Annotated in this window: 20 protein-coding genes; 10 read left to right on the forward strand and 10 right to left on the reverse strand. The window is 38.3% G+C overall.

The window, feature by feature from the left end; translation table 11 throughout:
* Window positions 1-17: 17 nt before the first annotated feature.
* Window positions 18-683, reverse strand: coding sequence for a class I SAM-dependent methyltransferase (locus JET18_RS04165; RefSeq protein ID WP_228728481.1), 666 nt, complete (start codon window positions 681-683; stop codon window positions 18-20).
* A gap of 364 nt (window positions 684-1,047) precedes the next feature.
* Here JET18_RS04165 and JET18_RS04170 point away from each other — a divergent pair, with 364 nt between their 5' ends.
* Complete coding sequence (locus tag JET18_RS04170) at window positions 1,048-2,382, forward strand: hydroxymethylglutaryl-CoA synthase family protein (RefSeq protein WP_202089354.1); 1,335 nt, start codon at window positions 1,048-1,050, stop codon at window positions 2,380-2,382.
* A 178-nt stretch (window positions 2,383-2,560) separates the two neighbouring features.
* Here JET18_RS04170 and JET18_RS04175 read toward each other — a convergent pair whose 3' ends face one another.
* Window positions 2,561-3,502 carry an alpha/beta hydrolase gene (locus JET18_RS04175; protein WP_202089355.1) on the reverse strand — a complete coding sequence of 314 codons (942 nt, stop codon included), beginning with the start codon at window positions 3,500-3,502 and terminating at the stop codon, window positions 2,561-2,563.
* 533 nt (window positions 3,503-4,035) lie between these two features.
* Between JET18_RS04175 and JET18_RS04180 the strand changes: the two genes are divergently transcribed.
* Both JET18_RS04180 and JET18_RS04185 read left to right on the forward strand, forming a co-directional pair.
* Window positions 4,036-6,885, forward strand: coding sequence for a SusC/RagA family TonB-linked outer membrane protein (locus JET18_RS04180; RefSeq protein WP_202089356.1), 2,850 nt, complete (start codon window positions 4,036-4,038; stop codon window positions 6,883-6,885).
* Between the two features lie 16 nt (window positions 6,886-6,901).
* Window positions 6,902-8,326, forward strand: a complete 1,425-nt coding sequence (locus JET18_RS04185) for a RagB/SusD family nutrient uptake outer membrane protein (protein ID WP_202089357.1) — start codon at window positions 6,902-6,904, stop codon at window positions 8,324-8,326.
* 91 nt (window positions 8,327-8,417) lie between these two features.
* Here the strand turns inward: JET18_RS04185 and JET18_RS04190 are convergent, their stop codons facing one another.
* Window positions 8,418-9,350: an AraC family transcriptional regulator gene (locus JET18_RS04190; RefSeq protein WP_202089358.1), complete on the reverse strand. Its 933-nt coding sequence runs from the start codon at window positions 9,348-9,350 to the stop codon at window positions 8,418-8,420.
* A gap of 180 nt (window positions 9,351-9,530) precedes the next feature.
* On the opposite strand from JET18_RS04190, the gene JET18_RS04195 reads away from it, so the two are divergent.
* A complete protein-coding gene (locus JET18_RS04195) occupies window positions 9,531-11,060 on the forward strand; it encodes an aldehyde dehydrogenase family protein (RefSeq protein WP_202089359.1) in 1,530 nt (509 codons plus the stop codon).
* 590 nt (window positions 11,061-11,650) lie between these two features.
* Entirely contained in the window at window positions 11,651-12,034 is a 384-nt protein-coding gene (locus tag JET18_RS04200; RefSeq protein WP_202089360.1) for a DUF779 domain-containing protein, read from the forward strand.
* A 116-nt stretch (window positions 12,035-12,150) separates the two neighbouring features.
* Here the strand turns inward: JET18_RS04200 and JET18_RS04205 are convergent, their stop codons facing one another.
* Window positions 12,151-13,350, reverse strand: coding sequence for a dicarboxylate/amino acid:cation symporter (locus JET18_RS04205; RefSeq protein ID WP_202089361.1), 1,200 nt, complete (start codon window positions 13,348-13,350; stop codon window positions 12,151-12,153).
* A 301-nt stretch (window positions 13,351-13,651) separates the two neighbouring features.
* On the opposite strand from JET18_RS04205, the gene JET18_RS04210 reads away from it, so the two are divergent.
* The 4 genes from JET18_RS04210 (at window position 13,652) to JET18_RS04225 (ending at window position 16,909) form a co-directional block, all read left to right on the forward strand.
* The gene (locus JET18_RS04210) at window positions 13,652-15,016 is read left to right on the forward strand and encodes a S8 family serine peptidase (RefSeq protein WP_228728482.1); all 1,365 of its coding nucleotides are present in this window, start codon (window positions 13,652-13,654) and stop codon (window positions 15,014-15,016) included.
* Between the two features lie 98 nt (window positions 15,017-15,114).
* Window positions 15,115-16,032, forward strand: a complete 918-nt coding sequence (locus JET18_RS04215; RefSeq protein WP_202089362.1) for a DnaJ C-terminal domain-containing protein — start codon at window positions 15,115-15,117, stop codon at window positions 16,030-16,032.
* Window positions 16,033-16,034: 2 nt separating this feature from the next.
* Window positions 16,035-16,337, forward strand: a complete 303-nt coding sequence (locus JET18_RS04220; RefSeq protein WP_202089363.1) for a chaperone modulator CbpM — start codon at window positions 16,035-16,037, stop codon at window positions 16,335-16,337.
* A gap of 44 nt (window positions 16,338-16,381) precedes the next feature.
* Complete coding sequence (locus JET18_RS04225) at window positions 16,382-16,909, forward strand: hypothetical protein (protein WP_202089364.1); 528 nt, start codon at window positions 16,382-16,384, stop codon at window positions 16,907-16,909.
* A 62-nt stretch (window positions 16,910-16,971) separates the two neighbouring features.
* Here JET18_RS04225 and JET18_RS04230 read toward each other — a convergent pair whose 3' ends face one another.
* Both JET18_RS04230 and JET18_RS04235 read right to left on the reverse strand, forming a co-directional pair.
* Complete coding sequence (locus JET18_RS04230; protein ID WP_202089365.1) at window positions 16,972-17,955, reverse strand: PLP-dependent cysteine synthase family protein; 984 nt, start codon at window positions 17,953-17,955, stop codon at window positions 16,972-16,974.
* Between the two features lie 242 nt (window positions 17,956-18,197).
* Window positions 18,198-19,427: an ABC transporter permease gene (locus JET18_RS04235; RefSeq protein WP_202089366.1), complete on the reverse strand. Its 1,230-nt coding sequence runs from the start codon at window positions 19,425-19,427 to the stop codon at window positions 18,198-18,200.
* Window positions 19,428-19,431: 4 nt separating this feature from the next.
* Here JET18_RS04235 and JET18_RS04240 point away from each other — a divergent pair, with 4 nt between their 5' ends.
* Window positions 19,432-20,628, forward strand: a complete 1,197-nt coding sequence (locus JET18_RS04240; RefSeq protein WP_202089367.1) for an exo-beta-N-acetylmuramidase NamZ family protein — start codon at window positions 19,432-19,434, stop codon at window positions 20,626-20,628.
* A 112-nt stretch (window positions 20,629-20,740) separates the two neighbouring features.
* Here the strand turns inward: JET18_RS04240 and JET18_RS04245 are convergent, their stop codons facing one another.
* From JET18_RS04245 to JET18_RS04260, 4 genes are all read right to left on the reverse strand, one after another.
* Window positions 20,741-20,947, reverse strand: coding sequence for a hypothetical protein (locus JET18_RS04245; protein ID WP_040998643.1), 207 nt, complete (start codon window positions 20,945-20,947; stop codon window positions 20,741-20,743).
* A 4-nt stretch (window positions 20,948-20,951) separates the two neighbouring features.
* Window positions 20,952-21,575: a DUF3575 domain-containing protein gene (locus tag JET18_RS04250; RefSeq protein WP_202089368.1), complete on the reverse strand. Its 624-nt coding sequence runs from the start codon at window positions 21,573-21,575 to the stop codon at window positions 20,952-20,954.
* Window positions 21,575-22,753, reverse strand: coding sequence for a thioredoxin family protein (locus tag JET18_RS04255; RefSeq protein WP_202089369.1), 1,179 nt, complete (start codon window positions 22,751-22,753; stop codon window positions 21,575-21,577). The genes JET18_RS04250 and JET18_RS04255 overlap by 1 nt, the downstream gene beginning before the upstream one ends.
* A 169-nt stretch (window positions 22,754-22,922) precedes the next feature.
* On the reverse strand, window positions 22,923-23,618 hold the full coding sequence (locus JET18_RS04260; protein WP_202089370.1) for an alpha/beta hydrolase: 696 nt from the start codon (window positions 23,616-23,618) through the stop codon (window positions 22,923-22,925).
* Window positions 23,619-23,655 lie beyond the last annotated feature (37 nt).

Raw genomic sequence — 23,655 nt, forward strand, 5'->3', positions numbered from 1 at the left:
CGGACTATAAAATTTTGTTATTTTTTACAAACGATAACCGTTTCCTGATCCGAAAAGCCCCAATACTGATCCTGCTCAAAAACTTTGATTTCCGTCTGGAATCCGGCTTTCTGTAGCCGTTGAACTAAACTTTCCACAGAATAAATCCGTACATGATCTTCCTGTCCGAAGTGCTTTAAACGTTCCTCAGGTGTTTTAATCTGAAAATCCTCATAGATGGTTCCGGCTTTAAACGGCGTTTGAATCAATGCAGTTCCCCCTTTTTTGAGAACCCTGTATAATTCGTTCATGGCGGCAGCATCATTTTCAATATGCTCAAGGACATGATAACACATGATCAGATCAAACTGATCAGATTCCGAATCTATTTTTGTAATGTCAAAATGATAATCTGCTAAAAATTCGTCCTCATAATCCGTTGGAAAATATCGGATATCTTTTCTGCTTTTCAATGCCCGGAAAATAGCCCTTGAAGGAGAAAAATCCAATATGGAAAGATCCGTTTTCAGATAAGTTTCAGTTACAATTTTGAAGAGCCTTCTGGATCTTGGGAGGCTTCCGCAAACAGGGCAAAGCAGATTGCCATTGTCCAGTTTTATAAAGTGTTTAAGCCTGGCGTGGCAGATATTACATTCGCAGTTGCTGCCTTTATAGAATGGATATAAACTCTTTCTGAAAAACATTTCATTTTCAAAAAGAAACTTTTGCGGGAGTATTTTTCGGATAATTTTTTTTACTGCAGAATACATGATTGGCTGCAATTTAATAATACTAATCGAAATATCCTGTGTCGGGGCTGATAATTTTTTAATCTCAGTGCAGGATTTAAAAATAAGATTAATGGATTGTTCTCACTCAATTGTAAGTTGCGGGTTGCGGGTTCCGAGATTTATAAACCTGAAACCCGAAACTCGAAACCCGTATTCAATATTAACCTCCTATCCAAACTCAGTTTTATGATTTTTAACCTTAAAAGGAAATTATAGTTCATAACTGATGGCTTATTCAAACATCATTTTATAAATTCGTATAAAAATTGACAATAAAATGACTTTTGGAATTGAGGCTGCGGGCTATTATGTACCGTCTTTGTATTTGGAAATCAAAGATCTGGCGGGAAAAAGAGGAATTGAACCTGCAAAACTGGAAAAAGGACTAGGACTGCATAAAATGGGCTTTCCTGATGTTCATGAAGATACGGCAACCTTTGCGGCAGAAGCTCTACTGAAGCTGATTAAGGATTATGATCTCAACCCAAAAGATATTGCCAGGATTTATCTGGGAACAGAAAGTGCGCTGGATGCTGCAAAGCCAACTGCTTCCTACACTTTACAAATGGTGGAGCAGGTATTGGAAGAGGATTTCGGAGCAAGATGTTTCAGGAACTGTGATGTGGTAGATATGACGTTTGCCTGCATCGGTGCGGTGGATGCGCTTCATAATTCCCTGGATTTTGTCAGAGTAAATCCGGATAAAAAAGCAGTTGTTATCGCCAGCGATTATGCTAAATACGAGCTGAATTCTTCCGGAGAATATACGCAGGGCGGCGGCGCAGTGGCATTACTGATCTCATCAAAACCCGATCTCCTGGAAATTGAAAATAATTGGGGTGTTGCAACAGAAAGTGTTTTTGACTTTTTTAAGCCGAGAAGACATTATAAAAAAGAAGACTTAATAGATGCTCCGGATGCATTTCCTGATAAAATCGAGGTCTTTACCGATGAGCCTGTTTTTGACGGGCAGTATTCAAACCAGTGCTATCAGGACAGAATCAGAGAAGCATATCAGCATTATAAAGAAATTACCGGGAAAAATAAGCCTTACGAAGAATGGAAATACCTTATTTTTCATCTTCCCTACGCATTTCACGGAAAAAGAGTTTTTACGGAAATCTATAGCCTTGAGAACAATCTTTCTTACAATACGCCAGATGAGCAAAAAGCAGTTGCAAAATCTGACGATTACCTGAATTTTATCAATGACAAAATTGAAAGATCACAGCGGGCATCTTCTGAAATAGGAAATATGTATACGGCTTCCATCTTTATGGCTTTACTCTCTGCATTGCAGGTTTCTTTCAGTGAAAATGAAGAACTGACTGGTTCCGAAATCGGGTTTTTAGGATATGGAAGCGGTTCGAAATCTAAGGTTTTTGCCGGGAAAGTTTCAGAAAACTGGAAAACTGTAGTCTCAAAATGGAACCTGTTTGAAAGTTTAAAAAACAGAACGGCCATTGACTTTGAAACCTATGAAAAACTGCACAGAAAGCAGCTGGATAATTCTGTCAATACCAATTATAAAGGCTTTGGTCTTGTATCGGTAGAATCTGAAAATCCTGTTTTAAAGGGTGCACGTTATTATCATTATCAGGGGGAGAAATAATTAATGTGATTTGGCTGGAAGCTGGAAGAGGGAAGCTGGAAGTTAATGTTGGTCATTCATTTTTAAAGTTCACTGTAAAATTGAATGAAGTATTTAAAAAAAATAATAAAACTACATGGTAGCTATGCTTTCGGAAGGCAATAACTTCCATCTCCCAGCTTCAAACTTCCTTACATATCTATTTACAAAAACCATTATTCTTCATCCAGGTTTTGAAAAGTTCGGGCCAGGCGGCAACAGGACTTCCTTTTTTACCCAATCCCCAGCCGTGACCTCCGGTTTGAAAAAGATGCATTTCAGCTTTTATCTGTACCTGTTTTAGCGCTGAATAGAGCAGTAGACTGTTATCAACAGGAGAAATAGGATCATCCATAGCCTGTGCTAAAAACGTAACCGGCATATGAGAATCAACCAGTTTTTCTACTGAAAATGCAGTTTCTTCCGAAACAGAAGGTTTTTTTCCCAGAATACTTTTTCGTGAATGGGTTTTATTGTTGGGAGGAAGCATGGAAACAACGGGGTAGATGAGTCCGGTAAAGTCAGGCCTTGCAGACAAAGAATCTATTGTGTCAACAGGTTTGTAAATTTTTTTGCCAGGCAGGGCTGAAGTGAATCCTGCTAAATGACCTCCTGCAGAAAACCCGAGTATTCCTATTTTATTGGTATCGATCTGATATTTGTCCGCCAGACTTCGGATGATACGCATCGCCCGTTGAGCGTCTTCAAAAGGGACAAGGGTATTTTTCCAGTTTTCCTGCGGGAGGCGATAGATAAGTTCAAATGCCGTTACGCCTTCAGATTGAAGCCAGCTGGCTGCAGGTGTACTTTCTTTCCCTATTTCAATATGAGCATATCCGCCGCCGCTGATTAGTAATATGGCCGTTCCGTTGGGATTTGATGGGCGGTGAACAATTAACCGTGGTTTTGAAATGTTGGTGACAGACCCTTTAGCGGTTATTATTTCCGGTCCCTGAGGTCCTGAACCACCAGGCATATCATTATTCCATAACGGAATCTGCTCCAAAGATGAGGATATCTGAAATCTGTTCTCCTGGATCTGGGCATCGAATCTGGGAGAAGTACTAAAAAGCAGAATTGCAAGGAATGGTAGAAATTTCATAATTGTATTTCCCATTAAAATTAAGCAATCTTCCGGAAAAACCAATTTATGCTTTATAAATTAGAATCTTTTAAAGGATGTGATCTGGCTGTTATTTTGGAAGCCAGACTGAATTTAATTCTTAAAAAATCATAAAAAGATATGGACAACTGATGATTCTTTTTTCTTTTATATGTTGTATTGTGTGTTTTTTGATCAATTTTTCTGCTTCATCTTGATTTTATACTGAATCTGGGGAATAAACAGTCTTTACTTTTTTTGTTAATAGTTTGATTTACTGTTGATTTTATTTTCAGTTTTATAGATTTTACATAAGGCGGCAGGATTTTTTTTTCATGATTAAAATTCCAGATAAATAATATTTATAAGAATTTTTTTATAGTATTATTTCAAATATGCCTTTTAATTAAATCTGTTTTCTCGCTTTTTAATTAAATAATTTAATTTTAACTATCTGTAATTCAATTATTTATATTTTGATATTGTTAAGCTTTATTAACATATTTGCTTTTTAAATATTAAAATTTGTTAATATGAATGTAAAAATACGTGTATTAAGTGCCGGGGTTTTGTTCTTTATGGGGCATGCTGTTTCGGCGCAGAAAGCAAAGAATGACACTATTCGGGGAGAAATTGATGAGGTAGTAATAACGGGTTCTTATGGGATCAGGCAGACTCCTGAACAGGTGACAGGTTCAAGTGTTAAAATTGGATCTGATAAACTTGTTAGGCCTTCAGCGGTATCTATTGAAAACGCGTTACAGGGCCAGGTTGCCGGGTTGATGTCAACAGCCAGCAGCGGGCAGCCTGGAGCAAATAGTATTACACTAATCAGAGGACTTGGTTCATTAACTTCTGGGAATAATCCTTTATATATTTTGGATGGGGTTCCCATACCTTCTGGAGATGTTTCCGGATTAATGACATCACAGAATTCATTATCACTGATTAATCCTGCTGATATTGAAAATATAGAAGTATTAAAAGATGGAGTCGCTACTGCAGTATATGGCTCAAGAGGGGCTAACGGAGTTATTGTGATCACTACAAAATCTGGTAAAAAAGGAAGATCAGATCTTAACTTTACCAGTGAAATAGGAGCAGGTGAGATTGCTTTTGAAAAATTTAAAATGCTTAATGCGAGTGAATCGACTAATCTGTTTGGTTTGAGTTTATTTAATGCAGGACAGGCTACCACACTTCAGAACGGTTATAATTTAGCAAAATCTGAATATGCTTGGGATGGTGTTTCTGATTATGACTGGAATCGAGCTGTACGAAGAGCGAACCCTTCATTCAGCAGGTATAATTTAAACTATAGTGGAGGAGTAGAAAATCTTTTGATTTTTGCCTCGCTGGGTTATCTGCAACAGGAGGGAATTTCAAGAGATTCTAAATTTGACAGATATAATGCGGCTTTAAGAGCAGACTGGAAAGCCAGCGAAAAGTTAAAGATGAATATGTCGGTTAATCTGTCAAGGTCTGTTCAGACGGGAGCGACTGACGGATCAGCTTTTAGCAATCCTGTATTTACAGGCAGATTGATGTCTCCTACACAATCGTTTTATAATCCTGATGGAACCTACAATACAAAACTCTATTACATCAGCGAAGAATTTAATCCTATTGGGATTCAAAATGAAAATTTAGAAAAAGGTATTTTTAATAAAATTATCACGAGTATTGGTGCTGATTATCAGTTTCTTCCTAATTTCAGATACTCTTCCAATTTTGGACTAGATTATACATCAGGAAATGAATTGGTCTATTGGAACCCTGATTTTGGAGATGGAACGTTTGATGGAGATGCTAATGGAAATGGATATTTAGGAAGGCAATTTAACAATTATCTGACCTGGAACTGGTATAATTTTGTGCATTACAATAAGATCTTTGCGGATAAACATGATGTTTCTGTTTCAGTAGGTTTAGAAGCTACAAGAACGGAAAGAGAATTTAATTTTCTATCCAAACAGGGATTTCCTGCAGGAACAAGAATAAAATATGCAGATGTGGGTGCCAATCCAACAGGAGCTACCGGGAATGCTGATTTTAGAAGTTTGGTAGGGTATGTTACAAGGGCTTCTTATACATACAATAAATTTTTAACGTTTACAGGTTCTTTCAGAAGAGATGGTTATTCTGGATTTACAGGTTATAATGGTAATTTTTGGGGAGCAGGGCTAAGCTTTGATTTTGGTAAAGCAAATATTCTTCCGGGATTTTTTAAAAGCTTGAAACTGCGAGCCAGTTACGGGGAAAATGGTAATCAGGCAGTAGGTCCTTATCCAAAATATGATCAGTATTCTTACAGAGGGGCATATATTTCTTCTAATGCGGGCTTTGTGTCTAATGTTGCTCCTGTTGAAGGATTATATTGGGAAAAATCAGATAAATCCAATATAGGTTTAGATTTTACATTTGGTAAAAATGGTGTTGTATATGGTACCGTAGAAGTGTATAAAAATAACAATACTGATCAGATTTTTAGTGTACTGAATCCTGCATCTACAGGGTTTAATTCTCTAACAAAAAATATTGCTGATTCTTATTCAAAAGGATTAGAAGCCACCTTAGGATTTAAAGTGGGGAATGGTGAGGGCCTCAATTGGAATACCAAATTTAATTATGCTTATAACGACAGCAGAATTAAAAGCTTGAATGGGGAAACTAACCCAACTACAATCGATGGCTTTAAAGCTTTTTTCCCAGGCCATAATCCTACAGAGTTTTACACAAGACTTTGGGCTGGGGTTGATCCTAAAAATGGGGACCCATTGTGGTATACTGATGATTCAAAGACTGCTACAACAAACAATTCTGGTTTAGCTAAACTATCTTTTACAGGTAAGCATGCTTTGCCTACTCATATTGGAAGCTGGTATAATGAATTGAATTATAAGAATTTCAAATTATCATTCTTGATTAATTATCAAGGTAATTATTCGGTATATGACAGATGGGCGTTTGTTTATGATTCCAGTGGGCAGTATGGCTATCTGAACCAGTTATCTTCAGCATTATATAACTCCTGGACTCCGGAAAACCCTAACGCTTCACAACCAAAATATGTTTATGGTGGAAATAAGATTGCTAATTCAGCTTCTACTAGATATTTATTTGACGGGGATCATGTACGGTTAAGAAATGTAGAATTTGGTTATAGATTTACAAAGGATGTCTTAAAGATTGATGGTGTCAAAGGTATTTACATATACGCAAGAGGGATTAATTTATTGACTTATGCGTTTGATAAGAATCTTTATTTTGATCCGGAATCCAACTCAAATGCTTTCACCTATACCGCTTCTAATTTGGGGGTTTATGATCAGACACAACCCAATTTGAGACAGTATATGCTGGGGGTTAGTATAGATTTTTAATTTAAATAAGATAGAAATGAAAAATATTAAATATATAATTGCATCATTAATTATAACTGTATCATCTACTTCTTGCAGTAATGATTTTCTGGAAGAAAAACCACGGGTTGATGTAGAATTAAAAGAAGGAATCACCAATGAGAAAAATCTTGCTGTTGCAATTCTTGGATTACACAATGCATTGCAGAATACAGATTCTTATGGTGCGTTGATTCCTACTTTAAATGAACTCTTGGCAGATAATAGTTTCGTGAGTTTAAGAAACTCAAATAGATTTGCAGGTACTAGACAGACTGATTTGTCATATTATGTTACCCAACAAGGAAATTTTGCCAGTTTATGGGGAAACTTATATAACATAATAGCAAATGCAAACTTTGTTTTGAGCTATGAAGGGAAAATTCAGGATGATACCAATACATCTGAGACCCCTGTCAGCCTTTTTGCTCAGGCACATGCTGTAAGAGCAATGGCTTATTATGATCTGATAACTCACTTTTCCGAAGTTTCGGGAAATGGGAATCAAGATCTTGGGGTTCCACTTCCTTTGGTACTGGATGTAAATGCTAAGCTTCCAAGGTCTACAGTTGCTCAAATTTATAATCAAATTCTTTCCGATCTTACTACCGCAGAAGGGAAAATTTTAAATACCAATAAGAGGCAGATAAACAACTCAGCTGTAGATATGTTATTTAGCAGATATTATCTGGCAGTTAAAAACTACTCTCAGGCAGATGTTTATTCTCAAAAAATATTGAATAGTAATTTTTCCAGCCTTTCAACCGCTACAGAGGCTCCGACTATGTTCAGTGCTACTGAAGAAGGAGGAAAGGAAACAATTTTTAAGCTTGAATTTAATGATAAAGATCTTCCAGGAGCTAATGATGGGATTACAGCAACTTGGTATTCTGGAGGAAGGTATAGACAAAACTTTGCTACAAGAGCATTTTATGATAAACTTTCCAATAGTGATGTAAGGAAAAATAGTTGGTTTACATTAACCAGTGTAGGCTCTCCAGCGATATCTGCATTTCCTGATAACCCTAAACCTGTTGACGTCGCCAAATATAAAACTCCTGCAACAGATATTATCCTGATGAGAAAATCTGAGGCAGTCTTTAACCAGTTGGAAGCTCTTTATTATACAAATCCTACTTCTGCTTTGGCAAAATTAAATACTCATGTTTCAACTTATAGAGTGCCGGGATATGTTTTTGCAGGTACAGGACAAGCTTTGTTAGAGGAAATCTTATTTCAGAAAAATGCTGAGTTATTTTTGGAAGGATTCAGATATCGGGATCTAAAAAGAAATGGAATAGGTTTTACAAATTCTCAAACGGGTGTGACATTGAATAGTACTAAATATCAGTTTAAAGCATTTCCCATTCCACAAGGAGAAATGCTAAGTAACCCAAATATCAAACAATTCCCAGGATATTAAGAAGATAAATAAATAATAAAAAAGCCCCGTTTTTCGGGGCTTTTTTGTATACATATATAAAATTGGTATTTAAAAATTGAGATTTAAATTTTTAACACTCCTTAGAAAGCACAACCCTCATCTGATAGCTCTTCGGCGTCACACCCACCAGCTGCTTAAATACCCGAGTAAAATAATTCGTATCTGAAAATCCTGTCTGATAGGCGGTTTCCTTAATGCTGTTTTGTCCGGCAAGTAATTCCTTTGCCCTGTTGATTCTTTCCTGAAGGATAAAATCGTTGGGAGAAGTTCCCAGCTCGTCTTTGAACATTTTAAAGAAATTGGATTTGCTTACGTAAGCCAGTTTTGCAATGCTGTCAATAGAAAGTTTCTGGTGAAGGTTTTTTTTGATATAATCCACAGCAAAACCAATCCTCGATTTATTCTTGGCAATATTTTTTTCCACCATGCTTCTGGCTTGGGTCTGCATCAGCCGTATCAGCAGTTCTTTCAGTGCAAAATCAGCCATGATATCCTTTTGGGAGTTATCATCCATGGCAATCCTCATGATATTGTTGGTGGCGGAGGCTAAGGATTTGTTATTAAAAAGAAAAAACTCATCCAGCTGGATATTCCACTGGGAAGTCTCATCTGCTTTAGGAAGGTTATAATTAAGATAATTCAGAGAATCCTCAATAAAATCAGGATTGAGGCTTAAGGAAATACACTGGGTAGGAGCTTCATCAGCTTCCGGAAAGTCAATGACCATGGTTTCGCCCGGGGCGACTAAAATACTTTCACCCGGAAAATAATCAAAATAATTCGTCTTATTATCCAGTTTCATATGTTTTTTGCCCCTCAACATGGCTGTGAACGCAATGTTTTCAAAATGAAGTTTAACGCCGTAAGCCGCTTTGTGTGTTTCGTATATATTGAATTCACAGTTGTTTAGGCTGAATTTTGTCTGGTTTTCAACAAGGCTCAATAACTGGCTCTCCTTCTTTAATTCGGGAGTATTTAATAAAAATTTATTATTGTTATTCATTTCTAAACATTTTGTAAAACCCAATAGCTCAAATATATAAATTTTAGCCCTGCACTGTTGTTAATAAAATTATAAAATTGAACATCTGCACTATTTTAATGTTTTTTTATACGATTGTGCTATCCCTTTTTCCCGTGTAAATGTAATTTGGCTTTACGAAAAAATTAAAATTATATTAATATGAGCACGATGACAGAACCGAAATCAGAGACTGCTTTCCAGTGGCCTGAATTCAAAAACAAATATGATAACTATATTGACGGTAAATTCACTCCTCCGGTGAACGGACAGTATTTCAATGTAGTTTCACCCGTTAACGGAAAAAATTTCACCCAGGTAGCCCATTCTTCCAAAGAAGATCTGGAGCTGGCTGTAAATGCTGCCGACAAAGCATTCCAGACCTGGAAAAATACTTCATCCGCCGAAAGAAGTATTATTTTAAACAAAATTGCAGACAGGATTGAGCAGAATCTGGAATACCTCGCCATCGTTGAAACCATCGATAATGGAAAGGCCGTAAGAGAAACATTGGCCGCCGACTTGCCACTTGCCATAGACCATTTCAGGTATTTTGCCTCTGTGGTGCGCGCTGAAGAAGGCTCCCATAATGAATTGGATAAAGATACCGTATCCCTGATCGTTCACGAGCCGCTGGGCGTTATTGCACAGATCATTCCATGGAACTTCCCGATTCTGATGGCAGTATGGAAGCTGGCTCCGGCCCTGGCGGCAGGAAACTGCGTTGTATTAAAGCCGGCCGAAAGTACTCCGGTTTCCATCATGGTTTTAATGGAAATCATCGGCGATTTATTACCGGCAGGCGTTATCAATATTGTGAACGGATTCGGAGCAGAACTGGGGCGCGCTTTAGTGACCAATCCAAAAGTATCAAAAGCCGCTTTCACAGGTTCTACAGCAACCGGACGCCTTGTAATGCAGTATGCCACGGAGAATATTATTCCTGTAACCCTTGAATTGGGAGGGAAATCTCCAAACGTTTTCTTCAGCTCCGTAATGGATGCAGATGATGAATTCCTGGATAAAGCAATTGAAGGAGCCGTTCTTTTTGCCCTGAATCAGGGAGAAATCTGTACATGTCCTTCCAGACTGCTGGTTCAGGAAGATATAGCGGATGCATTCATTGCAAAAGTAATTGAGAGAGTGAAAGCCATCAAAGTAGGAAATCCACTTGATAAAACAGTGATGATGGGAGCCCAGGCATCCCAGATTCAGAAAGATAAAATCCTTTCCTATATCCAGCTTGGAAAAGAAGAAGGAGCAGAAGTTTTGGTCGGCGGAGATATAAACAATGTAGGAGAAGATTTAGAAGAAGGATTCTATATCCAGCCGACTATTTTTAAAGGGAACAACAGGATGAGAATCTTTCAGGAAGAGATCTTCGGTCCCGTGCTGGCCTTTACCACCTTCAAAGATGAGGAGGAAGGAATAAAAATAGCCAACGATACTATTTACGGGCTTGGAGCAGGAGTCTGGACCAGAGATGCCCATCAGCTGTATAATGTTCCGCGCCAGATTCAGGCAGGAAGAGTTTGGGTCAATCAGTACCACTCGTATCCGGCGGGAGCTCCGTTTGGAGGCTACAAACAGTCGGGGATCGGTAGAGAAAACCATAAAATGATGCTTGATCATTATCGTCAGACCAAAAACATGCTGATCTCCTACAACAAAAACAAATTAGGTTTCTTTTAATTTTAAATATTAGGGCGTGCCCGTTTGCCCCGGCTCCGCCGGGGCAAAACGGTCGGGCTGTTCCAGGGCTTCACTTCGTTTCGGTGCTCCATTTCATTCCGCACCGGCTCGTTCCTCGCCGCCCTTCCCATCCCTCACGCGACAAATAGAGGGCTTTATCTGAACTGGTTCGGATAAGCAGGAATTTTGTTAGTGTTAAGGAAAAGACTTTTAATGTGAATTGTCAATTTTGCTACGTAAGTCAATAGTCAATAATCGGCAGACAGTAAGATTCACAATTGACATTTCACCATTCACACAAATTTTAATGTGGAAATTAAATAATGTAAGGACATATAGGCGGCAGAATCGTTCTCGATATTGCTCAAATTAAGTTATAATGAGTTAATGGGCCCGGCAAAATCACCTGCCGGGTTTTTTGTAAGAAAAGAGAAAACAGCGAAAAGGTAAAAAAGGAACTTGCATTTTAACAGCATTCAATTTTATCTTTGATAAAATCCTTGCGTCTTAAAGCACAAAGAAGATAAACAAAAATTGCGTCTTTGCGCTTAACAAAACAAAGAAGCAAATCAGAACAAAAAATCAGGAAAATGGAAACAAAAATATCAAGATTGTCCGCTACAGAAAAGGCCCTGGATGTCATTTTCGAGCTGGAAAATAAATACGGTGCCCTGATGTTTTACCAGGCAGGGGGATGCTGCGAAGGCACCCAGCCGCAATGTTTTGAAAAAGGAGGTTTCTATCCCAGAATGAACGATGCCATGATAGGAACCATAAACGGACATGAATTCTGGATAGACCGGGATCTGTTCGAATACTGGAAATATTCTCACTTTACACTTGATGTTACGGAGGGTTTCGGCCCGGGAGGTTTTTCACTGGAAACTCCCTTAGGCAAAACATTTAAAGTACAGTACAGGCTTTTCACGCCGGAAGAATATGAAAACCTCGAACCCGTAAAACGAAGTGAGTAAATTACAGTATACAATCTGCGTAATCCGTGCCATCTGCGGGAGATAAAAAAACGAACCATTAAGGGCTTTTTAAGATTTTAATGGCTAAAAATAATATGGATCTACGGGAAATATTGTCAGACCTTCACAAACCGGCTCACAAACATCGCCGCCACAATATCTCCAACCGCATTCAGGACAGTTGCCAGAGGATCCACCAGCGTTCCAATGATGATCACTGCAGGAATCGCCTCTTGTGGCAGCTGGTATACTGAAATCATCAGCATTTCACCGATATATCCGCCATTGGGAATTCCCCCGGCCACAATACTTACAAAAACGGTAATGCCTAAAGCAAGAAGCAAATTGGCCGGATCAAAAAAATCTTTTCCAATAATCAGGAAAGCCACATATATTTTAATAATTGATGACATGGACGATCCGTTCTTATGAAGCGTTGTTCCGATGGGAATAACCAGATTCGCTATAGAATTGGGAATCCCGATTTTCGTGGCAGCCTGAAGATTGGCGGGCATGGTCGCAAAGCTGCTGCAGGTACTCAGCGCAGTGAGGGTAGGATATACCGCATTGGTCCAGAAACTTTTGATTCCTCTGCGGCCATCTGCCATAAAAGCATACAGCGAAAAAAAGATGAAGAAATAAATAATTCCTGCAATATAATAAAGTCCCAGCGGCTTGGCATAGAATCCGAAAAGCTGAGGTCCCAATGTGGCTACCTGATAGGCAAAATAAGCGCCGAGCCCAATGGGAGCAATTTTCATAATCAGCAAAAGCAATTCCTTCATCACTTCATAGCCGGAAGCAATAAAAACCCTGAACGGCTGTCCTTTTTCACCCGATTTTCTCGCGGCAAATCCAGTCATGAAAGCGAAAATAAGCAGAGCCAGCATATTCTGTCTTGAAAAAAGCTGTGTAAACTCCCCAACCGTAAAAAAACTGACGATCCTGTTACCCCAGCTATCTTCAGAAGCAGCCTCAGCAACAGCTTCCGAACTGCCGGAAACTCCTGAAACCGGAAACAGGTAAACTGCACAGATGGTAAAAACAGCGGCTGTTAAAATGAAAAACAGAAAAGTAAAAGACATCACCAGAATAATCTTTCCAAACTTAGACTGCTGTTCAAGTGAAGCGATAGAATTGGAAACTGCAAAAAATACCAGTGGCACCACACTCACAAAGAGAAGATTCAGGAAAATATCCCCCAAAGGCTTAATATATTCCACAAAACCGGGAGCTGTAATGCCTATAATGCTTCCAATAATGATTCCTAACAGTAAAAATATGATTCCCGAATAGTTTTTCAGTACCTCTTTCATGTATCGCTTTTTATCAAAGATAGGTTATTTTTTTAGTGTAAAAACACATATTGAATCTGGTGTTGGCAGATTTATGATTTTAAAATATTTATATAAAATCAAACAGCTTATTCTCTATTTGGTGAAATTTTATTCTAATTTCAATGTTTTTTATAATATTATTTTAACTAATAATTGTTAGTTATTTTAGCTATTACGCATGTAATTTTAAATAATATTGATTATAATTTAATAAAATTGTTTTTTATTTGAATTATAATTAATACATTAGCCCCGATCTAAATTTAAAACAAATACATTTATGAAAAACAAAAACAGAATTTCGTTATTGATGATGGCTGCTCTTCTGGCCGTAAGCTGTAATACCGATAGAACCACTGACTTAAACGAAGCCAAGGAAACAACCGAATTAAAAAAATCAGTGTCTTCTGATACTTCAACACCCATCCAGGGACAGTATATCGTGGTTTTCAAAGATGGAACTCTATCTGCTATAGGTTTAGATGTTTCTAAGAGTACAGGAGGTAATAAAGAAAGCTACGAGAGAAACACCAGCGTATTGCTGGACAAGTTGAGAAGCAATGCAGAAGGCTTGAAACTGGGCATCGACAACCAGAAGATATCCAGTGTTTTCGGGTATGCGCTGGAAGGTTTTGTTGCTAAAAACCTCACTGATGCAGATGTGGCACTTCTTAAAAAAGACAGCCGGATTAAAAGTATTGAGCAGGATTATTTAATCACATTAGGAAAGCCAACGGAAACAACGGCGTCAGCAGAAGTTTCGAAAGCCGTTACCGGACAGGAAACTCCATGGGGAATCACCAGAATAGGAGGTGCTGGAAATGGTACCGGGAAAACGGCCTGGGTAATTGACTCGGGAATTGATCTGGATCACCCGGATCTTATTGTGAATACACAGAAAAGTAAGTCTTTTACAGGAGATAACAATCCGGATGACGGAAATGGGCACGGTACCCATGTCGCAGGAACTATCGCAGCAATCAATAATAATATAGGAGTGGTTGGAGTAGCAGCAGGTGCTAGTGTTGTATCACTGAAAGTTCTTGGTAATGACGGATCTGGAGATTTCTCATGGGTAGTATCTGCTTTGGATTATGTCTATGCTAATGCTTCAGTAAGTGATGTAGTTAATATGAGCTTAGGTCCCAAAGATCCTTTAAGGCTTACAGCTACAGATAATGCTCTTTTAAAAGTAGCTCAAAAAGGGATAAAAGTAGCAGTGGCTGCCGGAAATTCTTATAACAATGCGAATTTATATTCCCCTGCGGCAGTTAATCATGCTAATATTTATACAATCTCTGCAGTGGCTCCCGGAGATTTCTGGGCCACTTTTTCCAATTATGGAACCTGTGTAGATTATGCTGCACCGGGGTACCAGGTGAAATCTACCTGGTTAAACGGAGCATATACCACACTCAATGGAACTTCCATGGCGTCACCTCATGCGGCAGGAGTCCTGTTATTAGGGAATCCAACATCGGATGGTACAGTTAAATCTGCTTATTGGGAATATAATTATGGCTTTTTAACTAATGGAACGTATGGTAAATATTATACCGGCAACTATGGAGCTACAAATAGTTATTCACTTGCTGACAACCGTTATGATAAAGATGGTACAAACGACAAGATAATTCACAGATAACTATATGCATTTTTAATAGATAACAGGCTGTTTCATTTTTGAGACAGCCTGTTGATTTTCAGAGATAAATTTCATAAATTTGAGTAAACCTCATTTCTATGGCTTATATAGATTATTATAAAATTTTAGGCGTAGATAAAAACGCAACGCAGGATGACATCAAAAAAGCCTACCGGAAACAGGCGAGAAAATTACATCCTGATCTCAATCCGGACGATAAAGAATCCGAAAAGAAATTCAAAGAACTGAATGAGGCCAACGAAGTCCTCAGCAATCCCGAAAACCGGGTTAAGTACGACAAGTACGGTGAAAACTGGAAACATGGCGAAGAATATGAAAAAGCACAACAGCAGCAACGGCAATACCAGCAGCAGAACTATGGCGGTGGCGGAGGATTTTCCGGCGCTGATTTCGGCGAAGGAGAGGATTTTTCAGATTTTTTCCAAAGTATGTTTGGCGGTGCCGGAGGAGGTTTTGGGAAAAGTTCAAGAGGAAGCTCTTCAGGGAAGTTTAAAGGGCAGGATGTGCATGCCGAATTGAATTTAAATTTAAGAGATGCTGCAGAAACGCATCCGCAGACTTTCGAGATCAATGGTAAAAAGGTAAGAATTACAATTCCTGCCGGCGTATACGATGGGCAGCAGATCAAACTGAAAGGTCACGGGAATCCAGGATTCAACGGAGGACCGAACGGAGATCTGTACATCACATTCAATATTCCCGTTGATCCCAATTTTGAAAGAACCGGCGATGATCTGAAAACAAAAGTATCCATTGATCTTTATACCGCTGTTTTGGGAGGTGATGTAAAAGTAAATACCCTGAACGGAAGTGTGAACCTGAAAGTAAAACCGGAAACACAGAGCGGAACCACAGTGAGGCTGAAAGGCAAAGGTTTCCCGGTGTATAAAAAAGAAGGCCAGTCCGGCGACCTTTTTGTGACCTATGAAGTAAAACTGCCGACAAATCTTACAGATAAGCAGAAAGAACTTTTTGAACAACTTAAAAATTCCTAGTCATGAGTGAAAGAATATCGAGGGAAGAACTCGTAAAAATATACGATATAGAGATCACTTTTTTTGATGAATTGGTGGATGTGGGACTGCTGAAAGTAGAAACAGAGAATGAAATCCGGTATTTACTGTATGAAGATCTCCCTGTTTTTGAAAAATTTACCAATTGGCATTACGATCTGGAAATCAATCTTCCCGGTTTGGAAGTCATCAGTGAGATGCTTCGGAAAATGGAGGATTTAAAGCAGAGAAATCGTGATCTCATGAATAAACTTTCTGCCATAAGTGATCATTATGAAGATATTTGATTTAGTTTTGTACTCTTTAAGAACAAACTAAATATTTCTGAGAAATGAATGGCGATAAAATCATCAAATTGAATGTAAACAGAAAGGATTTCGAGGAAATTTATTTCAGTGGCAACCAGGGAAGCCTGTTTTTTTCACCAACTACCAAAGGGAAGGCTGTAACTACTGCAGTGATGGGGCTTATTGTATTGATCCTGTTTTATTTTAAAGGAGATTTAAGCAAGGAAAAGTTTGGAATTTTATATTTCGCAAGCTTTTTATTTCTGCTTTGTACCGTTTATCTTTCTTTAAGCATCAATAAAGTTTCCCGATGGAAAAAAGAAGTGAATAAATATCTGAAATCACTTGAAAATTCTGAAATATACGAGATCAGATTTAATAATGATATTTTTAATGTAAATCTTAATCATCAGGAAGAGCTCAGTAAATGGGAAGATTTTAAATACTTTGATGCTAATGATGAATTTATTTCTCTGGAAGGAAAGTATAATTACATGTTCCCGAAAAAATCCATGAGTAAATCAGATTATGACACGCTCAAACAGGCAGCAAAGAAAAGTATAAAACAATAAAAAAATCAGAGCACTAGCTCTGATTTTCTATTTATATAAAAGGATTTACTTCTTGTCTTTGATTAATCTAACCAGCCCATTTCCTTCATCCACTCATCATTGTAGATTTTTCCTACATATCTTGAGCCGTGGTCGTGAAGAAGAACTACAATCACATCATCTTTGGTGAACTGATCTTTCATCTGGATCAGAGAAGCAATGGCACTTCCCGCAGAATATCCGCAGAAAATTCCTTCTTCCTTAGCCAGTTTTCTTGCGTAGATTGCACCGTCTTTATCCGTTACTTTTTCAAAATGATCAATTACGGACATATCATAATTTTCAGGAATAATATCTTCCCCGATGCCTTCCGTGATGTAAGTGTAAGCATGATCGTAATGCAGTTCACCTGTTTCATGGAATTCCTTTAGAATAGAACCGTAAGTATCTACACCAATCACTTTAATATCTGGATTTTTTTCCTTGAAAAATGTTCCGCAGCCTGTAATGGTACCTCCTGTTCCGGCACCTACTACAAAATGCGTCAGGTTACCTTCCGTCTGTTCCCAGATCTCCGGAGCGGTAGATTCATAATGGGCAGCTCTGTTCGATAAATTGTCGTATTGGTTTACATACCAGCCGTTTTCTGTTTCTTTAGCCAGTCTTTTGGAAACTGAATAATAAGAACGCGGATCTGTAGGTTTTACATCCGTAGGGCAGACGATAACTTCCGCTCCTACAGCTCTAAGAATATCACATTTCTCTTTAGACTGCTTGGAATTGGTTACAAAAATACATTTGTAGCCTTTGATGATGGCTGCAAGAGCCAGTCCCATTCCTGTATTTCCTGAAGTCCCCTCAATAATGGTACCTCCAGGTTTTAATCTGCCGTCTTTTTCGGCATCTTCTATCATTTTAAGAGCCATTCTGTCCTTTACGGAATTTCCGGGATTGAATGTTTCCACTTTTGCTAAAACCAATGCAGGAAAGTCTTCACCTAGTACTTTGTTGAGTTTTACAAGAGGTGTATTTCCTATCGTTTCAAGAATATTTTTTGCGTATTTCATAAATGTTTTATAAGCGGTGCAAAGATAAGGCTTTAAAAATTAGCTGCGTAATTTAAAGATTGATTTATAAAGGTGAAAAGTGAAAGGTTAATAGTGAATTTTTTACCCGCAGCCATTATCGGAGCTGAATTATGAAAAGTAAATTGTCAATAGTGAATTGTCAATAGTGAATTTTTTAACAACGGTAAAATAGAATTCACCGTCTTCCATCATTCACAATTGGCCATTGACGATTCAAATTTCTAATTATACTTAATCGCCTTCACCGGAGAAATCTTGCTGATCAGATAGCTTGGAATAATCAATGCCAGTCCGGAAATAAGCAGAATTCCCAATGAAATTGAAATAATGGCCACCGGATTAAGATCTACAGGAACTGTGCTTACATAATAATTTTCGGGATTAAGTTTGATGATGCCGAAGAATTTCTGAAGCAGAATAAGGCCCAGACCAATGGCGTTTCCATACAAAAGTCCCGGAATCATAATGATCAGCGTATAATTAATGAAAGTAGCCCTGATCTGTGAATTGCTTGCTCCCAATGTTTTCAGCAGCCCGATGGAATTGGTTCTTTCAATGATCAGAATCAGAAGCACCATAATAATATTGATTACGACTACGATAAGCATAATAATAATGATCAGGGCAATATTCGTGTCGAAAATACTGATCCAGTCATTGATCTGTGGGAATTTTTCTGTCGCTTTTTCTGCATAGTTCTTATAGCCGATCAGCTTTTCAATTTCCGGAAAATCCTTATCGATGTCATTCACGTTTTTAAAGAAGATGTCCAGACCGCCAATTTCGTCCGGTTTCATTTCCTGGATTTTTCTTACATGATTGATTCCGCCGATAACGAATTGTTCATCAATCATCTTAATATCGGTTTTATAAATTCCAATTACCTTGAACTTTCGGTAAATTGGCTTCTGATCAGCTTTTGAAAATACAGTCACAATACTGTCATTCACTTTCAAATGAAGGTCATTCGCAATTTTTTGTGAAACGGTAACATCATTATTATAGCCTTTCTCTGTTACTGTTGGTGTAGTTCCGGCAACCAGGAATTTTTTAAATCTCAGGCTGTCAAAATCCTTTCCGATCCCTTTAAATATAATCCCTGAAAAATTATGCTCATTACGCATAATTCCGGTTACAGTTGCATATTTCTGAACACTTTCCACGTCCGGGAGCTCTTTAATCTTCTGGATATTCAGGCCCTGATTGTCCAGGATCGAAGTGTTATAAGATGAATTTGATCTTGTAGACCGTACCGTAATGTGTCCGCTGAAATCTGCCAGTCTCTCCTTAATGGCTTTCTTGGATCCGAAGCCCGTAGCCACGGTAATTAAAGAAACAATGATCCCCAAAGCTACAGAAAGCCTGCCGATGAAGATGATAACTCTTGAAAGGTTATTTTTGTTATCTTTGGAAAACGCTATTTTTCTAGAGAAATATAAAGGAAATTTCAAGCTTATGAATTTAGATTCCAAAATTAAAACTTTACTTCTTATTTGCCTAATTTTTTTGGGAGTATTCAACCAATATTATTCTCAGGTTCAAGTGAAACCGGATTTCAAAACCGGAGCGGACCAGCCTGAAATGTATCTCCCTCTCTTAAAAAATAAAACAATCGGCGTGGTTACCAACCAAACCGGACTGATGAGTGATAAAAACCATGTGGTAGATTTTCTGGTTAAAAACAATATTAAAATCAAAACAATATTTGCTCCGGAACATGGCTTCAGAGGGGATGCAGATGCCGGAGAAAAAGTGAAAAACGGGGTAGATACCAAAACCGGAATTCCGATTATCTCATTATACGGAAACAATAAAAAGCCAAAAGCGGAACAGCTGAAAGGACTTGATATTGTCGTTTTTGATATTCAGGATGTCGGTGTACGATTCTATACTTATATTTCCACTTTGGCTTATTTAATGGAAGCCGGAGCGGAAAATAATGTGGAAATTATGGTTCTTGACCGTCCGAACCCGCATGATGGTTACACAGATGGACCTGTTCTGAAAAAGAAATGGTCAAGTTTTGTGGGCATGCATGAAGTTCCGGTAGTATATGGCCTAACGATAGGAGAGTACGGGAAAATGGTCAATGGTGAAAAATGGCTGAAAAATGGAGTTCAGGCAAAATATACCCTGATCCCAATGAAAAATTATCACAAAAAACTGCGGTATCCTATTTCAGATAAGCCGTCTCCCAATCTTCCGAATGACAAATCAATCAATTTATACCCTAGTTTATGCTTCTTCGAAGGAACTCAGGTTTCTGTAGGGCGTGGTACCAGTCTGCCGTTTCAGATTTACGGATCTCCATGGACGCAGGGATTTCCTTATCAGTTTACACCAAAACCGAATTTCGGAGCCAAAGACCCGTTCCTGAATGGAAAACTGTGCTATGGAGAAGATCTTTCAGCATATCCGCAAGACCTTAAAGAACTGAACCTGGATTGGCTGATCAAATCCTATAAAAGCTATAAAAATCCTAAGCAGGGTTTCTTCCTTGAGAATCTATTTTTCGATAAACTGGCTGGAACAGATGAATTCAGAAAGCAGATTATAGCAGGAAAATCCGTTCAGGAGATTAAAGCTTCCTGGAAGAGTGATCTTGAAAAGTTTGAGAAAATCCGTACGAAATATATTGTTTATCAGGACTGATTTTTAAAGTGAATTGTGAATTTGGCTGCGCCAGTCAATAGTGAATTTGTTTATCATAAAAAATTCACTGGCGAAGCCAAATTCACAATTGACTATTGATTATTCATTTTTATCAATCAAAATTCTGTGGCGGTTTATTATCATTTTTCCCTTTATTAAGGATGAAAAGCCCAAGTGATAAACCGATGACTCCTGCAAAGGCTGTCATAAGTGCTCTCTCCAGTTTGTCGGGCAGGTCGTTTCCGATGTAGTTCATTAAAAAAAGGATCACAAAGGTGATGACTGAAATGATAATATGGTTTTTTCCGAACAGTTTCATGCTGTTATTTTAATTTGTAAGAAATCATGACACCTCCTCTGTAAGGAAGGAATTCTCCGCTTTTGTTAAATTTTTTGGCAGAATCGTATCGTCTTCCGCTGGCACGGTCATAGCCTTTATAGAAATCCTGGGAAGTACCTATTGAAGCATATACATCAATATTCCAGCGGTCTGATACTTTAAACTGGTATCCGCCTGTAACTCCTACAATAAAAGAGACTCCTTTTTGATATAAATTTGATGTGATGAATTCCTCGTTTCTCTCATTGATGTATGGGGTATCATTCCAATAGTCCCATTTCTGAAGAACAAATGCCGAGGCAGCTATATTAGCCCCAATATACCATTTGCTGAATGCTTCATTAAAATAATATCTGCCTTCAAGAGAACCGGAATAGTATTGAAATTCATGGCCGGCAAAAGACTTCCAAGGAGAGATGAAAATATCACCTTGTATAGTATATTTTTGACTGATCTGCTTTTCTAAACCTACGTTCAGGACGCCTATAGTGGCAAGCAGTGCATTTCCTTTAATGTATAGACTTTTTTCCTGTTCTTGTTCCTGGGCTGTAAGAGTTCCTATTGAAAGGAGTGCGATGGATGTTGCGATTAATTTGTGTTTTGGCATTATTGTATTTTTTTCAGTAGTTCTTCTGCGAGTTTGGAGTCTTTACCAGTCTGAACGGCCATATTTTTGGACATTTCAGCATAGTTTTTGGCCATTTCCTTGTTTCCGGTCAGGAAATAAAGCTTTGCAAGAATATATGTGTTTTCCGGTGTTTCACCGCGCATGACAGATTTTTCAGCCCATTCAGCAGCTTTTTTCAGTGATGCAGGATTTTTAACATGATCACCGAATACCCACGCTGCTCTCAACAGCTCATTAGGTTCGAATGCATCGGAATTTTTGTAATATTCTAATGCCGCTTTTTCAAATTCAGGGAAATTGGCATTTTGCTCGTAGTAACTGAGTTTTGTCTGGTTGAGTTTAGATTGTGCAAGTTGTTTTCCTACCAACGGTTCAGCCGTTTTCATGAAATACTCCTCGTTGATTCTTTTATTTTTATCATCAATGGACTGCTCCACGATTTTTGAAAGCTTCAGCTGGTTATCAAATTCGCTGTAGGTGGTTTCAGGCAGATATTTGATGATGTCAGCTTTCCTTGCCGTAAAAGTACTGTAGTTGCTGTCTTCCGTTGATTTTACAAAATACAGCAGGAAACCTATTTCTTCTTTGGAAAGTTCTTCCGTTTTCTTTTTATTTTCAAAATATCTTTCCGAAGCTTTTTTAGCAAAATCATAATCTGAAGAAGAGTTTAGCTTCATAATATTGATCAGGAATTCAGGATCTTTTTCTCCTTTGGCAAAACGGTCTTTCAAAGAACCCTTTTTATTTCCAGGTGAGTTGATATCCTGTGCCATAGCTACAAAAAGGCCTTCCTCCATATATCCGGTATTTTGAGATACCAGTTCACCCTCGCCATTCAGGAAAAGATAAGTAGGATAGGAGCGTACGCCAAATTTGGCTGCAATTTCCCTTCCTTCGCCTTTTTCCATATCGAATCTGGCGTTCACGAAATTGGTGTTGAAATAATCTCCGACGGATTTTTTGGTAAATACATTTCTTTCCATCATTTTACAGGGGCCGCACCATGTGGTATAGGCATCAAGGAAAACCAATTTTTTCTCTTTCTTTGCCTTTGCGATAATGTCTTTGAATGGCAGTTCCTGAAACTGTATAGCAGCTTCCTGAGCCATGATTACGACAGAACAGAAAACAAGTGCCCCGGTAATGATCTTCTTCATTTTCAAATTAAATTTGTAAGCGAAGATAAGTAATTTCAGATTTATAGACTAAGAATTTAGATATGAAGGCCTTATATTAACGAACTTTAAGACTGCCGGAATACCTTAAAAAAAAATAAACAGGCCGGAACCTGTTTATTTTTTTATGAATTTGAAAATTGATAACCTGTTAAGAAACAGCTGCTGCAGCTTCTTTAATCAGCTCAGTGATTTCTTTGGGATGAGTCGCCAGTGATGCGTGGCTGGCATCAAGATGAATGATTTTTCTTGGATTCATTCTTTCTGCCATTTCTTTCTCCGTTGCAGGCGGGATCATTCTGTCATTATCAGAAACCTGGTACCAGCTTGGTTTGGTTTTCCATGCAGGCTCTCCGGCTTCAGTGGCAAAAATGCTTCCGTGGATGGGCTTTTGAGACAGAGACATCACTACCGAGTCTTCAGGATTCAGGTCCTGGGCAAAACTTTCATGGAACTTATCATATTTAATCCATAAAAATCCTTTTGAATCAGGAACAATATTGGCTCCACCGGCAGGCTGCTCTCTGCGTCCGAAGATGCCTCCCAGGCTTTCCCCTTTATCCGGTGCAAAAGCGGCTATATAAACCAATCCTGCTACTTTATCATGATTTCCGGCTCCCGAAATTACAGCACCTCCGTAAGAATGACCTACCAACAGGACTTTTCCTTCCTGCAGATCAATCAGATCTTTTGTTTTCTGAATATCCTCTTCCATTGAGGTCAAAGGGTTCTGAACACTTCGTACGGTATAGCCTTCGCTGTGAAGATTTTCAATAACGTGTCTCCAGTGAGATCCGTCTCCCCAAGCTCCGTGAACTAAAATAATTGTGACATTTTTGTTTTCCATATTTCTTATTCTTTACATTTTGTATCACAAATTTAGG

It is taken from the genome of Chryseobacterium endalhagicum, from assembly GCF_016745235.1.
In the GTDB taxonomy this organism is placed as follows: Bacteria; Bacteroidota; Bacteroidia; order Flavobacteriales; family Weeksellaceae; genus Chryseobacterium; species Chryseobacterium endalhagicum.

Bases quoted from the DNA above. Each gene is read 5' to 3' on its own strand.
- JET18_RS04180 (WP_202089356.1), top strand. From the start codon at position 4,036: ATGAATGTAAAAATACGTGTATTAAGTGCCGGGGTTTTGTTCTTTATG.
- JET18_RS04230 (WP_202089365.1), bottom strand. From the start codon at position 17,955: ATGAAATACGCAAAAAATATTCTTGAAACGATAGGAAATACACCTCTT.
- JET18_RS04240 (WP_202089367.1), top strand. From the start codon at position 19,432: ATGAATTTAGATTCCAAAATTAAAACTTTACTTCTTATTTGCCTAATT.
- JET18_RS04220 (WP_202089363.1), top strand. From the start codon at position 16,035: ATGAGTGAAAGAATATCGAGGGAAGAACTCGTAAAAATATACGATATA.
- JET18_RS04195 (WP_202089359.1), top strand. From the start codon at position 9,531: ATGAGCACGATGACAGAACCGAAATCAGAGACTGCTTTCCAGTGGCCT.
- JET18_RS04175 (WP_202089355.1), bottom strand. From the start codon at position 3,502: ATGAAATTTCTACCATTCCTTGCAATTCTGCTTTTTAGTACTTCTCCC.
- JET18_RS04165 (WP_228728481.1), bottom strand. From the start codon at position 683: ATGTTTTTCAGAAAGAGTTTATATCCATTCTATAAAGGCAGCAACTGC.
- JET18_RS04250 (WP_202089368.1), bottom strand. From the start codon at position 21,575: ATGCCAAAACACAAATTAATCGCAACATCCATCGCACTCCTTTCAATA.
- JET18_RS04255 (WP_202089369.1), bottom strand. From the start codon at position 22,753: ATGAAGAAGATCATTACCGGGGCACTTGTTTTCTGTTCTGTCGTAATC.
- JET18_RS04210 (WP_228728482.1), top strand. From the start codon at position 13,652: ATGAAAAACAAAAACAGAATTTCGTTATTGATGATGGCTGCTCTTCTG.
- JET18_RS04215 (WP_202089362.1), top strand. From the start codon at position 15,115: ATGGCTTATATAGATTATTATAAAATTTTAGGCGTAGATAAAAACGCA.
- JET18_RS04170 (WP_202089354.1), top strand. From the start codon at position 1,048: ATGACTTTTGGAATTGAGGCTGCGGGCTATTATGTACCGTCTTTGTAT.
- JET18_RS04185 (WP_202089357.1), top strand. From the start codon at position 6,902: ATGAAAAATATTAAATATATAATTGCATCATTAATTATAACTGTATCA.
- JET18_RS04260 (WP_202089370.1), bottom strand. From the start codon at position 23,618: ATGGAAAACAAAAATGTCACAATTATTTTAGTTCACGGAGCTTGGGGA.
- JET18_RS04205 (WP_202089361.1), bottom strand. From the start codon at position 13,350: ATGAAAGAGGTACTGAAAAACTATTCGGGAATCATATTTTTACTGTTA.
- JET18_RS04200 (WP_202089360.1), top strand. From the start codon at position 11,651: ATGGAAACAAAAATATCAAGATTGTCCGCTACAGAAAAGGCCCTGGAT.
- JET18_RS04190 (WP_202089358.1), bottom strand. From the start codon at position 9,350: ATGAATAACAATAATAAATTTTTATTAAATACTCCCGAATTAAAGAAG.
- JET18_RS04225 (WP_202089364.1), top strand. From the start codon at position 16,382: ATGAATGGCGATAAAATCATCAAATTGAATGTAAACAGAAAGGATTTC.
- JET18_RS04245 (WP_040998643.1), bottom strand. From the start codon at position 20,947: ATGAAACTGTTCGGAAAAAACCATATTATCATTTCAGTCATCACCTTT.